At 47.3% G+C, this 14,277-nt stretch carries 10 protein-coding genes and 1 tRNA gene; 6 read left to right on the top strand and 5 right to left on the bottom strand.

Annotated elements, in window-relative coordinates:
* Both F3I09_RS14320 and F3I09_RS14315 read right to left on the bottom strand, forming a co-directional pair.
* Window positions 1–258: transposase (locus F3I09_RS14320; RefSeq protein WP_149695705.1), on the bottom strand; the 258-nt coding region annotated here is incomplete at its 3' end.
* 118 nt (window positions 259–376) lie between these two features.
* Window positions 377–450, bottom strand: a tRNA-Arg gene (locus F3I09_RS14315).
* A gap of 100 nt (window positions 451–550) precedes the next feature.
* On the opposite strand from F3I09_RS14315, the gene ung reads away from it, so the two are divergent.
* Window positions 551–1,225, top strand: coding sequence for a uracil-DNA glycosylase (gene ung / locus F3I09_RS14310; RefSeq protein ID WP_149695704.1), 675 nt, complete (start codon window positions 551–553; stop codon window positions 1,223–1,225).
* 62 nt (window positions 1,226–1,287) lie between these two features.
* Here ung and F3I09_RS14305 read toward each other — a convergent pair whose 3' ends face one another.
* The 3 genes from F3I09_RS14305 to F3I09_RS14295 form a co-directional block, all read right to left on the bottom strand.
* The gene (locus F3I09_RS14305) at window positions 1,288–2,415 is read right to left on the bottom strand and encodes an efflux RND transporter periplasmic adaptor subunit (protein ID WP_149695703.1); all 1,128 of its coding nucleotides are present in this window, start codon (window positions 2,413–2,415) and stop codon (window positions 1,288–1,290) included.
* A gap of 11 nt (window positions 2,416–2,426) precedes the next feature.
* On the bottom strand, window positions 2,427–6,776 hold the full coding sequence (locus tag F3I09_RS14300) for a CusA/CzcA family heavy metal efflux RND transporter (protein WP_149695702.1): 4,350 nt from the start codon (window positions 6,774–6,776) through the stop codon (window positions 2,427–2,429).
* A gap of 103 nt (window positions 6,777–6,879) precedes the next feature.
* Complete coding sequence (locus F3I09_RS14295) at window positions 6,880–7,221, bottom strand: hypothetical protein (protein WP_149695701.1); 342 nt, start codon at window positions 7,219–7,221, stop codon at window positions 6,880–6,882.
* 217 nt (window positions 7,222–7,438) lie between these two features.
* Between F3I09_RS14295 and F3I09_RS14290 the strand changes: the two genes are divergently transcribed.
* The 5 genes from F3I09_RS14290 (at window position 7,439) to F3I09_RS14270 (ending at window position 14,273) form a co-directional block, all read left to right on the top strand.
* Complete coding sequence (locus tag F3I09_RS14290; RefSeq protein ID WP_149695700.1) at window positions 7,439–10,210, top strand: glycoside hydrolase family 2 TIM barrel-domain containing protein; 2,772 nt, start codon at window positions 7,439–7,441, stop codon at window positions 10,208–10,210.
* A gap of 61 nt (window positions 10,211–10,271) precedes the next feature.
* Window positions 10,272–11,666: a S9 family peptidase gene (locus tag F3I09_RS14285; protein ID WP_149695699.1), complete on the top strand. Its 1,395-nt coding sequence runs from the start codon at window positions 10,272–10,274 to the stop codon at window positions 11,664–11,666.
* The gene (locus F3I09_RS14280) at window positions 11,663–11,851 is read left to right on the top strand and encodes a hypothetical protein (protein ID WP_149695698.1); all 189 of its coding nucleotides are present in this window, start codon (window positions 11,663–11,665) and stop codon (window positions 11,849–11,851) included. Before F3I09_RS14285 ends, F3I09_RS14280 begins: the two co-directional genes overlap by 4 nt.
* Before the next feature lie 44 nt (window positions 11,852–11,895).
* Window positions 11,896–12,096 (top strand): hypothetical protein, encoded by a 201-nt coding sequence (locus tag F3I09_RS14275; RefSeq protein ID WP_149695697.1) that lies wholly within the window; start codon window positions 11,896–11,898, stop codon window positions 12,094–12,096.
* Window positions 12,093–14,273, top strand: a complete 2,181-nt coding sequence (locus F3I09_RS14270) for an alpha-L-rhamnosidase C-terminal domain-containing protein (RefSeq protein ID WP_149695696.1) — start codon at window positions 12,093–12,095, stop codon at window positions 14,271–14,273. The genes F3I09_RS14275 and F3I09_RS14270 overlap by 4 nt, the downstream gene beginning before the upstream one ends.
* The last annotated feature ends 4 nt before the right edge of the window (window positions 14,274–14,277 follow it).

Here is a 14,277-nt window from a genome sequence, read left to right as displayed (position 1 = left end):
TATTTTACGACTGCTATATATATTATTAATGTAGGAATAGACCAGGACCTTTAACAACATACGTGGGTGATAGCTACTGGTTCCCCCTGGCTTATATTGTTGGATTAACTTTGTGATATCAACTTTATCCAAAATATCGTTGACTGTTCTGACTGGATGATTAGCTGTAATCAGATCATTCAAATCTGGTGGTAACAGCATCCCCTGGTTCTGGTGATTGCTCTTAAATACAACTGATAATGTTTTGCCTCTTGCCATACTCCCTATAACACAATAAACATTATATGGTTAACAAAACGGCTCCTTTTATTTAAAAAACTGTATAAAAAGAAGAAGCCGTCCCAAATTACTTTTGAGACGGCTTCTTTGGCTTTCGTGAACCGGATTGGATTCGAACCAATGACCTGCTGCTTAGAAGGCAGCTGCTCTATCCAGCTGAGCTACCGGTCCGTTTTCCCAAATTTCCCCTATATTTAACGTTTAATTTGGGAGTGCAAATCTATGGAAAATTCCCTTAATAATTCAAAATAAATCAAAAAAAATAGACGCTATGGAGGTTAAAATCGAGCCTAGCTGGAGAGAAATCTTAAAAGATGAGTTTCAGAAAGCCTATTTCGAACAGGTTGTCATGGCCCTCAAACATGAAAAAGCTGTCGGAAATACCATCTATCCTCCCGGAAACCTGATCTTCAACGCCTTTGATAAAACCCCGTTCGACAAAGTCAAGGTCGTATTATTGGGCCAGGACCCTTATCATGGCGTCGGACAGGCCCATGGATTGTGTTTTTCCGTGCAGGACGGCATAAAGCCCCCACCTTCCCTGGTCAATATCTACAAGGAAATGAAGCAGGACCTGGGATTGCCCATCCCACAGGGGGGCAACCTGACAAAATGGGCGGATCATGGGGTATTATTACTCAACGCCATGCTGACGGTGAGGGCTAACGAGCCGGCTTCTCATAGCAAAATAGGCTGGGAGAACTTCACCGATGCCGTGATCCGGAAGGTATCCGAACTGAAAAAGGACGTGGTGTTCATATTATGGGGCCGCTTTGCCCAGGACAAGCAGGTCCTGATCGACGCCACGAAACATCACATATTGAAAGCTGCCCATCCCTCGCCGTTCAGTGCGGACAAGGGCTTCTTCGGTTGCAAACATTTCTCAAAAACTAACGAATTACTGGCCAAAGCTGGCATCGAACCTGTCGACTGGAGCCTGCAATAAGAAATAGCAAAGGCCCTGAAAAAGGGCCTTTGACGTCTGTTTACGATCTGGTATAGTTAGGCTTATTCCTCTTCAGCGCTGTTTTTCATCTTCATCAGCAGCGCATAAGCATTTTTAGTCACTAGTTTAGTACCCGTATCCACCCCCGGCGCAGAAAACTGCTCCTGCCCGTTATTCACATTCCCTGGAGTAACCCGCATCATCCGGAAACTATTCCCCCCTTTATCGGCAAACACATAAAAATTATTCTGCCAGCGAACGATCGCCGCTTCATTGACAGTTAATGCTGTCGTATTGTTGACCGCCACTTCTGCATTCATAAACATCCCCGGCAGGAGGGAGGCATCAAACTGGTGGAAATGACAATGTACCGTCGCCATCCGGTCCTCATTCAGGTTTTTACTGATCAGCAGGATCTCGGCATTATATTTCTTCTCCGGATGCTCGTTGTTATAGGCCACCACCTTCTGCCCAACAGACAGCTGATTCACATCCCTCTCAAATACACTTAAGGCCAGGTGAATATCACTCGGATTCACCAGCTCAAACAGTACATCAGTGGGAGAGGTGTACTTCCCGATATTCACATTCACCTTAGACACAAACCCACTAATAGGCGATAGAATATTAACACTCTTGGAAATATTACCCGCATTCAGGCGCTCAGGATTAATCCCGATCAGCTCTAACTTTCGCGCTAAAGCCTGCATGGTAATATGCTGACTTTCCATTTCCGCCTTACTCTGCTGCAGGACCTTGTCACTACTGGCCTTACTGGCATTCAGCTCCTGCTGGCGTTTGTATTCCGTATCCGCAAAGGTGAATTTCTCTTTTGCCAGCAGATAATCCTGTTGCAGCTGGATGAACTGCATATCTTCCAGTACCCCCAGCACCTGTCCTCTGTTGACATGAGCACCTGGCAGGAGGTCAGTTCTTTTCAGGTAACCGCCCAGCGGAAAACTCACGCTCACGGTACTCTGCGGCGGTACGTCGATGGTACCTTGCAAACGCAGGGCACCGCTGACCGCCATAGTAGCCGGATATCCGGTTTCGATACCGGCATTTTTGATCTGATCGCTGGTAAGTGTTACCATGCTGCTGTCTGCGGATGGCGCTGCCGCCGGCTCCTGGGCAGGAGTATGGCTCTTACAGGCAACGAACAGAAGATATAAAAAAAGATATTGTCGCATGAATGATTGAATTAAAGGTTTTGCAATTTCAGTACCTGGATGGCGGCCTGATTGTAATTGTTCAACATATCAAGGTATTCGTTCCTGATACCTATCGCCTGATCAACCAGGATGACCCATTGCAGGTAGTCGATCTCTCCGCCAACAAACTGTTTGTCGGCAGTAAAGATGATCGCCGCAGCATTTTCCAGTCCTTTTCCCTGGTAATATTGCAGGCTGGCAGCATACTTCTGCACCTGTGTCAATGCATTCTGCCATTCTGTACGCGTTTGCAGCAGTGCATAATCCGCCCGCTGCTGTGATAGTTGCCAATCCAGCTGTGCGGCCGAAGCCCTGGAACGTTGTGCACCAAAGAACAACGGAATACTGATCCCTGCATTCACATAGTTGAACCGTTTGCTGTTGCTGAAGTAAGTCTCCTGCCCATCCACATTCTGCATCCCTGAAATACTCTGGTTATTATACCCAATAAAGAAGTCAGGCAATAATTTGGACTTCTCCGTACGCCAGCGCCAATGGGCAGCGGCCGACTCATGCTGCAGTGAACGTATCTGTGGCAGTTGTCCCAGCGTAGTATCCAGCGTGGAATAAGCAATACGGATACTGTCCGTCTGCGGCTGATAAAAGACGCTGTCCCCCAGTAAAACATTAAACTGCTTCAGCATGATCAGCATATCCGCAGAAAGCATCTCCAGCTGATTGGTAATCTGCTGCCGGTGAGATTCCGCAGTGGTCTTCTCCAGTATATTGGTTTCCCCGGTCTTGAAACGGAGATTGGTCTTTTCTTCGAATAACCGGTAGATGCTGTCAGCGTACTGCAACAGCCGCTGCTTCTCGTGCAGCCAGACCCAGTCATAGAACATGCGCCGTACATTCGTCCTGATATCCTGCTCCATCAGCTGCGTTTTAGCCTGCGCTGCCAGATAGTTCTCCTGTAATACCTTTTTCTGATGACTATACACCGTCGGAAAACTTAGTGACTGCGTAACACCAAAGCGGTTATCCTTCCGGATACTGTTGATCTGTCCATAGTCGGCGCTGAACTGCGTTTTCGGAATATCAAACCCTGTCTTCTGCCGCAGGTTTTCCGCCCGCTCATTCAGCCGGGCGCTTGTAGCCTGCAGGTTATGACTCAAGGCAATATTGATAGCCTGGTTGAGATTTACAGGGCTGTTCTGGGCTTTAAGGGAAGAAATGGAGATGAATACTAATCCCGCGATCATTACCGCTTTATTCGGTCTTATTGTAGCCTTTCCGTCGAATAAAAGATAAAGAGCCGGCAACACAAATAAAGTCAGCAGGGTAGCTGTTAATAATCCACCAATTACAACGGTCGCCAGCGGGCGTTGTACTTCCGCGCCGGCGCCGTTGCTTAGGGCCATAGGTAGGAATCCCAGTGATGCCACCGCAGCTGTCATCAATACCGGCCGCAGACGGTTACGCGTACCCATCATTACCAGTTGCAGCGCATCAGTTATTTTTCCTTCTTTTTTGATACGATTGAATTCAGAAATAAGTACAATACCATTCAATACCGCCACACCAAACAACGCAATAAACCCTACACCGGCTGAGATACTGAATGGCATGCCACGCAGTGCTAATGCAAAGACGCCACCTATGGCAGATAAAGGGATCGCAGTGTAAATGAGCGCTCCCTCTTTCACAGAGGAAAAGGCAAAATACAACATGACAAAAATGAGCAGTAAGGCCACAGGCACCGCAATGCTCAACCGTTTCTTCGCCTGCTGCAGGTTCTCGAACGTACCGCCATATGTGATGGTATAACCCGGTTCGAGTTTTATTTTCCGGTGAATCTTTTGCTGCAATTCCTCGACGATCGACTGCACATCGCGCCCTCTCACATTGAAGCCGACAGTGATCCTGCGTTTGGCGTCCTCACGTTGTATCTGATTCGGACCTTCTATTTCATCAATAGCCGCCACCTGGTATAGTGGTATCTGGCTACCGGTAGAAGTGGCGATCATCAGGTTGCGCACATCTTCAATATTCCTCCTGCCTTCATTCCCCACTCTCACCACCAGGTCAAAGCGTTTCTCTCCCTCATATACCTTCCCCGCAGCAGCACCGGCAAATGCGGCATTAACAGTACGGTTGATCTCATCAATGTTAAGCCCGTATTTCGCTATTTCATTCCTGTTATAACGGATCACCACCTGCGGCATCCCCGTCATCTTTTCCACATACCAGTCGGCCGTACCGGATACCGTTTTGCTGATAGCGCCAATCTGTTCCGCATATTTCGCCAGCAGATCCAGGTCTTCACCAAATATCTTACATACCACATCCTGCTTGGCGCCCGTCATCAGTTCATTGAAACGCATCTGCACCGGGAACTGGAAACTTAATGTTACACCAGGTATCGCATGCTGCACCACTTCCGACATCTTCGACGCCAGCTCCTCAAAACTTTCCCCACTCGTCCATTCCGATTTATCTTTCAACACAATGATCATATCGCCCGCATCTATCGGCATAGGATCTGTCGGGATCTCCGAACTGCCAATACGGGATACGATCCGCTCCACTTCAGGGAACTTGTCTTTTAAAATCCCCGAGATCTGCTGAAAAGTGGCGACCGTCGTACTGAGGTTCGTTCCCATCAGCAATCTTGTCTCCACGGCAAAGTCGCCTTCCTCCAATTGCGGAATAAACTCTCCGCCCATCCTGCTGAAGATGAAAATCGCCAGGGCAAACAATCCGAATGCAACAGCTACCACGCTCTTACGGAAACGTAATGCCCGCCCCAGCACCCGCTGATAAAACCCTTCGATCCTGTCCATGACACGATCGGAAATATTCGGTTGATGTGTGATCTTTTTGCTGATGAATAATGAACTCACCATCGGCACATAAGTGAGGGAAAGTATAAATGCACCCATGATCGCAAAGGCTACCGTCTGCGCCATCGGCCTGAACATCTTGCCTTCTATACCCTGCAGTGAAAGAATAGGTAGATACACGATCAGGATGATGATCTGTCCAAATACGGCGGCGTTCATCATACGGGAAGAAGATCCCGCTACCTCCGCGTTCATATCCTCCTGCGAAAGCCTGTCTTTCTGTTGATACTCCCTGGAGTAATGCAAATGATGCAGGATCGCCTCCACGATGATCACCGCGCCATCTACGATCAGGCCAAAGTCGAGCGCACCAAGGCTCATCAGGTTGCCACTTACGCCGAAGGTATTCATCATGATAACGGCGAAAAGCATAGATAGCGGAATCACAGAAGCCACGATCAGCCCCGCACGCAGGTTCCCCAGGAAGATCACCAGCACAAACACTACTATCAGCGCACCTTCCAGCAGATTATGCTCTACCGTACCAATAGCGTTGTTTACCATTTTGGTACGGTCAAGGAATGGCTCTATCAGCAGGCCTTCCGGCAATGTTTTTTGAATCTCCGCGATTCGCGCTTTTATATTCTTAATAACCTGGGAAGAGTTTTCCCCTTTCAGCATCAATACAATAGCTCCCGCCACTTCACCGGTATTGTTATAGTTCAGGGCGCCATAGCGGGTAGCCGCGCCCATCCTGACACTGGCTACATGCCGGATCAATACAGGAATACCTCCCGCTGTATTTTTGACAACAATATTTTCTATATCGGCAATACTACCCGCCAGCCCTTCACTGCGGATGTACATAACAGTCGGACCTTTTTCAATATAAGCCCCGCCCGTATTCTGATTGTTATTATGTAAGGCAGTGAAAACATCACCGATTGTTAATCCCAACGACTTCAACTGGTACGGATTAATAGCCACCTCATACTGCTTCAGCTCTCCGCCGAAAGTAGATACCTCCGCAACACCTTTGGTGCCCAGTAGTTGCCGCCGCACGATCCAATCCTGTATAGTGCGCAGATCGGCCAGACTATACCTGTCTTCATATCCCTTTACAGGCCTGAGCACATACTGGTATATCTCCCCGAGACCAGTAGATACGGCGGCCAGTTCAGGCTTACTGGCATTTTCACTGATCTCCACCTGTTGCAGCCGCTCACTTACCTGCTGGCGGGCCCAATAGATATCGGCATCATCTTCAAACACGACCGTGATGATAGACAATCCGAACCGCGACAAACTCCGGCTCTCCTTCAGATGCGGAATATTACTGAGGGCCTGTTCAACGGGAAAAGTGATCAGCCGCTCTACATCCTGTGCTCCTAATGCCGGTGCTGTCGTAATAATTTGAACCTGGTTGTTGGTGATGTCCGGCACCGCATCAATTGGCAGACGGGTTACTTCGAAGATGCCGTAAATAACCCATAGCAACATGAAGAGGCCAATCACCAGTTTATTCCTAACTGAGAATTGAATGATCTTATCAAGCATGATTTGCTGTTAAATGAATTGCAGGATAGATCTATGAAATGACATATGTGCAATGGAATGCCATTGCATTGTCAGCACAGATCAATAAATAACAAGGTGCAATTCACACACAGGGGGGCCTGAAAGGAGAGGTAAGATTAGGGTCGGGATGATATTGATCCTTATAAATGGTAAAAGTCTGTAATACAGTCTGTTCAGTGGCAATGATGCGGGGGGCCTGGGTAAATCGTGCAAAAAGGATATAGTGAGTATTGATATTCACCTTCTTAAAGGGAAGCTGCATATCCCGGTCATTATCAGTGTCGTCCATATCCTGCCCCCAGTAGTGCATGGATATGAATTCCAGCAAGTCCACATTCGGGTTCTTGAGCTGGTGTTCTTTGAAATGTTCAAATAACACAGGCAGCTTTAATAACTGATCGAATGAGGTACTCTCTGCCCACATAAAAATAACCAATATGTAAAGGCATACTTTTCTCACAAGGCAAAAATAAGCTATAAGCTGGTTTAAGCAAGCCGCTATGGAAAAAAATATAACTCACAGATAGGTGTCGTGCCTACATTTATTGTGCCTGATATCCTTTGTGGTAAGCAAAAAGGTTTTAAATATCAGGATACATTTATGTAACTTACTCCCGCTTGGCATCCAAAAGCGTACCCGGATGATGAAACGAATTCCACTGAAATGTCTTACCGCACTGCTGGTATTAATCACATTTATATATACAGCCTCTGCTCAGTCTACTGAAATTAGTTATCTGTCAGGTACCGGTGGCGATCACACTGTGAACTGGCAGTTCTATTGCACTGGTGGCAGCCAGTCAGGTAAATGGACCACCATTCCCGTACCATCCTGCTGGGAACTGCAGGGCTTTGGTAAATATGACTACGGATTTGCGAAAGACAGTCTCCGCGGTAAAGAAAGTGGCCTGTACAGGCATCCTTTTCAGGTACCGGCCAGCTGGAAAGGCAAAATGGTGAACATCGTTTTCGAGGGAGCGATGACCGACGCCACTGTAAAGATCAACGGCCAGTCCGCCGGCCCCATACACCAGGGCGCCTTCTATACCTTTAAATATGACATCTCCGCCTTATTAAAATATGGAAGCAGGAACCTGCTGGAAGTAACCGTGGCTAAACATTCTGCTAATTTCTCTGTAAATGAAGCTGAACGTAAGGCTGACTTCTGGCTCTTCGGCGGCATCTTCCGGCCCGTATTCCTGGAAACCCTGCCTGCAGAACACATCGCCAGTGTAGCTATCAATGCCCGGGCCGATGGTGCTTTTCGTGCCATTGTAAAGGTGAATGCAGCACAACACCGGGAGGTAACCCTGCAACTCTACGACAAAGATCACCAGCAAGTAGGCGAACCAATTATAAGAACGGTCGATACGCCTGAAATTCATATAGATACGCTCTATCAACATATGCAGTTATGGTCATCCGAATTTCCTAATCTCTACTATGCCGAAATATCCCTGCGGAATAAGGGCCAGGTGTTACATACCCTCCAACAGCGCATTGGCTTCCGTACTGTGGAAGTGAAACAGCGTGATGGTATTTATGTGAACGGTGTAAAGATGAAATTCAAAGGCGTGAACCGTCATTCTTTCCGCCCGGAAACAGGACGTACCACCAGTAAAGCTATCAGCATAGAAGATGTACTGCTCATCAAAGAGATGAACATGAATGCGGTGCGTATGTCGCATTACCCACCCGACGGCCACTTCCTGGATGTCTGTGATTCCCTGGGATTATACGTAATGGATGAACTGGCCGGCTGGCACGGCAATTACAATACGGAAACAGGTACCCGCCTGGTAAAGGAAATGCTGGAACACGATGTAAATCATCCCAGCATCATCTTCTGGGCGAATGGCAATGAAGGCGGTCATAACAAAGAACTGGATCATCTCTTCCCTGAACTGGACCCTCAACAGCGCCCTGTGGTTCATCCCTGGCAGTTATTCAATGGTATTGAAACCCAACACTACCGGGAGTATAACTATGGTATCGGCAACTACGAAAACGGTAGGGAAATCGTTATGCCAACTGAGTTCCTGCACGGGCAGTTCGACGGTGGTCATGGCGCCGGACTGGAAGACTACTGGGACAAGATGTGGCACAACCCGCTCAGCGCTGGTGGCTTCCTCTGGGACTTTGCAGACCAGGGTGTAGTAAGAAAGGACATGCACGAGTCTCTCGATACTGATCACCACAGAGCGGCCGACGGTATAGTAGGTCCGCATCACGAAAAAGAAGGCAGCTTCTTTACAATTAAAGAAGTATGGAGTCCCATCTATGTTGAACGCAGAGAAATAACACCCGCTTTCGACGGCACATTCAACATAGAGAACCGCTACGCCTTTACCAACACCGGCCAATGCCAGTTTACCTGGCAGCTGAAAAAATTGACAACAGCAGCCACGTACAACGGCTCAGCCCCTGCACCTCATCTGAAGCCTCTTGAGAAAGGTATGCTAAAACTGCTTCTTCCGGCCAACTGGCAAACCTACGACGTACTTTACCTGGCTGCAAAAGATCCCCAGGGACGGGAACTCTTTACCTGGAGCTTTCCCCTCACAAGGCCCGCAGCAGTAAGGGCAAAAATGATTGATACAGTAAGTGCCGGTAAGGTAACTATACGTGAACAGGACTCTCTATGGTTGGTATCAGCTGCCGATATACACCTGGTTTTCAATAACAGAGATGGCCTGCTAAAAGAGGTAAAACACGGTAATACGCTCATCCCTTTTAACAATGGCCCCATACTCCAGGAAGGAGAAAACAACTTTGCCGGCTTTTCTTATCATGAAGCGGGTAATAAACTAATCATCACCTCCACCTTCGACAGAAAGAAAAGCTACAACACCTTACAATGGACGATCTATCCATCCGGCATAGTAAAGATGGCAGTACAATATTTCCCTGCCGCTTATTTTACCTCCTTTGTCGGCGTAAACTTTGCTTTCCCTGAACAGGAAATGCGCGCCATACAATACATGGGTAGCGGGCCATACCGCGTATGGAAGAATCGGCTGAAAGGCACAAGCTTTGGCATCTGGCATAAAGAATACAACAACACAGAAACAGGGGAGAGTTGGAACTATCCTGAGTTTAAAGGCTACCATGCTAATATGTATTGGTGTAAGTTCATCACGACGGGGCAGCCATTCACCGTATACACAGACAGTGAAAGCCTGTTCCTTCGCCTGTTTACACCTGCCTGGAAAACTGATCACTGGCATAACTATGAACCTGTTTTCCCCGCGGGAGATTTGTCCTTTATGCAGGGTATCAGCAGTATAGGTACGAAGACGCAACGCAATGAAACCACTGGCCCCATGGGCATGAAGAATATCTTTTACGACTATGAGAAAGAGCGGGAAAGGGCATTGCAAATAATACTTTATTTCGATTTTTCAGGGAAGTAGACAGCATAGGATGATCAACCTGTGATTTTGCGCTAGATTCCCGCCTGTTTAATGCCATGTTATGAAAAGAACGACCCGATTCCCCGTTCCCTTATTGGGGTGCCTGCTACTATTGAATACCCTAAGCCTGTATGCACAGCAAACATCCGACAGCGCTTATAAACGTCCGCTGAAAACAGTATTGGAAGATGTTGAAAAGCGGTATAACATCCGTATAAAATATACCGACAAACAGGTAGCCGGTAAATATGTCGCCTATGCGGACTGGCGCTACAGGCCCACCCTGGAAGCCACATTGGATAACATCCTGACTCCGCTCGATCTGAAAGTAAGGAAAGATAAAGACACGTATAAGCTGGGTGAATATGAATATTATCGCTGGCAGGTAGCAGATGGCTGGGCTGAACTGGACCGTATTGCCGCACAGTATAGCAACCTGCAGGAATGGGAGCAACGTAAGGCCCAACTAAAACCTTGCCTGCGGGAAGCCCTGCAACTGGATCACCTGCCTGCTGCTCCTGCGTCCAAACCAATCATTACTGAAGAAAGAAAGTTTGATGGGTATACTGTCAGGAACATTGCTATTGAGATACTTCCCGGACTATACATCAACGGCTCTTTATACAAGCCTGCAAAATACAAAGGCAGGATCCCGGTCATCCTCAATCCTGACGGACACTGGCAACTGCAACGTTACCGACCCGATTGTCAATACCGCTGTGCAACATTGGCCCGTATGGGCGCTATGGCCTTCAGTTATGACCTGTTTGCCTGGGGGGAATCGCTGTTACAATTCGAAGAAGCAGATCACCGCAGAAGTCTTGCTATGACAATACAGGCCCTGGGTGCAATCCGCATCCTCGATTACCTCTTATCACTCAAAGACGCAGATACTGCAAGAGTAGGGATTACAGGCGGTTCCGGAGGAGGCAGTCATACGGTATTGATGGCCGCGATCGACGACCGTATTAAGGTCAGCGCTCCTGTAGTGGCTATCAGCTCTTATTTCTATGGCGGCTGTCCCTGTGAAAGTGGTATGCCTATCCACGCTTGTGGTAACAGGACCGATAACGTAGAAATAGCCGCCCTGGCCGCTCCTCATCCACAATTACTTGTTAGTGATGGTGGCGACTGGACAGATAAAATGCCGGAACATGATCTTCCCTATCTACAGAAAGTATATTCATACTATAACCAGAAAGATAAGGTCAGCAACGTACACCTGCCTGCAGAAAGCCATGACTTCGGCATTAACAAACGGCAGGCTGTCTATGACTTCATGGCAAAGTATCTTAACCTGAACATCAGTGCTGCTGATGAATCAAAGATTATCATTGAAAACGCACCTGCCCTGTATGTATTCGGCGAAAAGGGAGAACAGCTGCCTGCCCATGCTATTCACGGCTTCACACAGCTGGAACAGGTTTGGAAAACTGCCATAAAGAGTGCCGAATGAGGAAGGTGTTATGGATGACCGGATATATCTGTTTATGTCTGCAGTATACATATGCCGGAGATATCTATGTGGCCCCTTCGGGGAATGATCTGAATGCCGGTACCACTGCTCAGCCAAAGGCCACGCTGGCCGCTGCGATGAGGCAGGCGAGGGAATGGAGAAGGCTAAATAAATCCTGCTGTTAAAGGTGGTATTCATATCATCATCAAAGGGGGTACATATATTCTCTATGAACCTATATTCATTCGTCCGGAAGATGCAGGTACAGCTGAAAGTCCTAGATAATATCTGGCAGAATAACGGTCCGCAGGTAGCTGATAGCATCAAACAGGCCGCCGGTCTGCAAGCACCTTACAAATATCTCTTGTTAGAAAAAGCTCCAGCACATCAGTCTCAACCTATCAATCAATATAACGGAAACGGATCATGAAAAACATTGCTTTAAAAGTTTGCTCACTGCTGATTGTTTTGCTCTCTCTGTACCAGTATACACTGGCTCAATCAAAACCTACCTGGATCTGGTATCCCGGCGATTTTGAGATCTGGCTGAGTAATCAGATGCAGAACCGCCGTACAGACAGAGGCACATTCTTTCCTGTCTTCTGGAAGTTTGATAGCCATTATCCGTTAATAGATTTTCATAAAGACTTTGCACTGACATCTCCTGAAGAAGTAGGCATTTATACTGAAGGGATTTATAACGTGAAAGTAGATGGTCAGCCCCTGGAAGGAATGCCGGCTAAAATAACCGTACCTGCCGGTAAGCACCGGATCAATATAAAAGTCTTCAACCAGGCAAGTGTGCCAGCTGTCTATGTTGCAGGGGAAACGGTTTTCTCTGATGCCAGCTGGCTGGTGACTTATGAAGATAAAGAATGGATAGATGAAAGTGGTAAAACTTCTGATATCTCCGCTACCAAATGGCTCAATGCCGGTAGCTGGAATTTTGATGATGTAGCCAATCCTCCCTCAGTCTGCAAACTACCAGTTACACCACTAAGCGCTGTCAGCGTGGCAAAGAATAATACTGCTACACTGATTGATTTCGGTAAAGAAACTTTTGGCTTCATTCGTCTGCACGGTATAAAAGGTAATGGTAACATTACGCTGTACTATGGCGAAAGCAAAGAAGAAGCCCTAAGCGAAAAGGGCGCTATCACCCTGGACAGGCTTTCTTTTCAACAAGGGGTGAAGAAAGATTCTATTATGCCCCTGTCTAAAGCATTCCGCTACGTGAACATGGTAACAGACGGCAGCATACAGGTAGACTCAGTATCTATGCTATACGAACATGCAGATGTAAAGGAGAAAGGCAGTTTCCGCTGTTCTGATGAAGAGGTCAACAGAATATATGACGTAGCGAAGTATACTTTCCATCTGAATACAAGAGAATTCTTTATAGACGGTATCAAACGTGACCGCTGGGTCTGGAGTGGCGATGCTTACCAGAGTTACCTGATGAACTACTACCTGTTTTTCGACAGCAACACAGTATCCAGAACAATGCTGGCATTGAGGGGGAAAGATCCGGTGACAAGCCATATCAATACCATCATGGACTATACCTTTTACTGGTTCCTGGGCATTTACGATTACTACCTCTACACTGGCGACCAGACCTTCATCAGGCAGTTCTACCCGCGTATGCAGACAATGATGGAATACTGCCTTGGCAGGAGAAATAAGGAGGGGCTAATGGGGGGTATGCCGGGCGACTGGATATTCATTGACTGGGCAGAAGGGCTCAGCAAAAAAGGCGCTGTAAGCATTGAGCAACTATTGCTTTGCCGCAGCCTGGAAACAATGGCCTTGTGTGCAGACATTGCCAATGAGAAGGCAGATGCCGCTAAATACAAGCAATACGCCTCGGAATTGAAGAAGAAACTCTTTGATTTCTACTGGAACGAAACCAAACAGGCGCTTGTACACAGCAGGGTAGAAGGGAAGCAGACAGAAAATGTAACCCGCTACGCGAACATGTTTGCCATCTTTTATGACTACTTCAACCAACAACAGAAAGATGCCGTGAAGAAGTCAGTGTTGCTGAATGACAATATCCAGCATATCACCACACCTTATATGCGCTTCTATGAACTGGAAGCATTGTGCGCCATGGGTGAACAGCCATATGTACTGAAGGAAATGAAAGACTACTGGGGTGGGATGTTAAAACTTGGCGCAACCAGCTTCTGGGAAGAATACAATCCTGCAAAGAAAGGTGCTGAACACTATGCCATGTATGGAAGGGAATTCGGTAAAAGCCTTTGCCATGCCTGGGGCGCCAGCCCTATTTACCTCCTGGGAAAATATTACCTGGGCGTTAAACCTACGGCTCCCGGCTACGCTACATATATCATCCAGCCTGTATTAGGTGGTTTGGAATGGATGGAAGGCCGTGTACCAACTCCTAAAGGAAACATCTCCATCCGTTGCAGCACGCAGGAAATGAATATTACAACTGCGGAAGGTATAGGCACATTACGCTTTCGCAGCCAGGTAAAGCCGGTTTGTAAATCTGCTGGAATAGAAAGCAAAGGAGGAGATTGGTATGAGATGACCCTGCAGGCAGGAAAGAATTACGTTATCAATTATCAGGCGCTTAAATAGTAAA

The organism is Chitinophaga sp. CF418 (assembly GCF_900142925.1).
GTDB lineage: Bacteria > Bacteroidota > Bacteroidia > Chitinophagales > Chitinophagaceae > Chitinophaga.
Note: the sequence above shows the minus strand (reverse complement) of the source record. Positions and strands in the feature narration are given on the sequence as shown.

What these genes read in the sequence shown, in the direction of transcription:
- ung (WP_149695704.1), top strand. Translation starts at nt 551, where the DNA reads ATGGAGGTTAAAATCGAGCCTAGCTGGAGAGAAATCTTAAAAGATGAG.
- F3I09_RS14305 (WP_149695703.1), bottom strand. Translation starts at nt 2,415, where the DNA reads ATGCGACAATATCTTTTTTTATATCTTCTGTTCGTTGCCTGTAAGAGC.
- F3I09_RS14300 (WP_149695702.1), bottom strand. Translation starts at nt 6,776, where the DNA reads ATGCTTGATAAGATCATTCAATTCTCAGTTAGGAATAAACTGGTGATT.
- F3I09_RS14295 (WP_149695701.1), bottom strand. Translation starts at nt 7,221, where the DNA reads ATGTGGGCAGAGAGTACCTCATTCGATCAGTTATTAAAGCTGCCTGTG.
- F3I09_RS14290 (WP_149695700.1), top strand. Translation starts at nt 7,439, where the DNA reads ATGATGAAACGAATTCCACTGAAATGTCTTACCGCACTGCTGGTATTA.
- F3I09_RS14285 (WP_149695699.1), top strand. Translation starts at nt 10,272, where the DNA reads ATGAAAAGAACGACCCGATTCCCCGTTCCCTTATTGGGGTGCCTGCTA.
- F3I09_RS14280 (WP_149695698.1), top strand. Translation starts at nt 11,663, where the DNA reads ATGAGGAAGGTGTTATGGATGACCGGATATATCTGTTTATGTCTGCAG.
- F3I09_RS14275 (WP_149695697.1), top strand. Translation starts at nt 11,896, where the DNA reads ATGAACCTATATTCATTCGTCCGGAAGATGCAGGTACAGCTGAAAGTC.
- F3I09_RS14270 (WP_149695696.1), top strand. Translation starts at nt 12,093, where the DNA reads ATGAAAAACATTGCTTTAAAAGTTTGCTCACTGCTGATTGTTTTGCTC.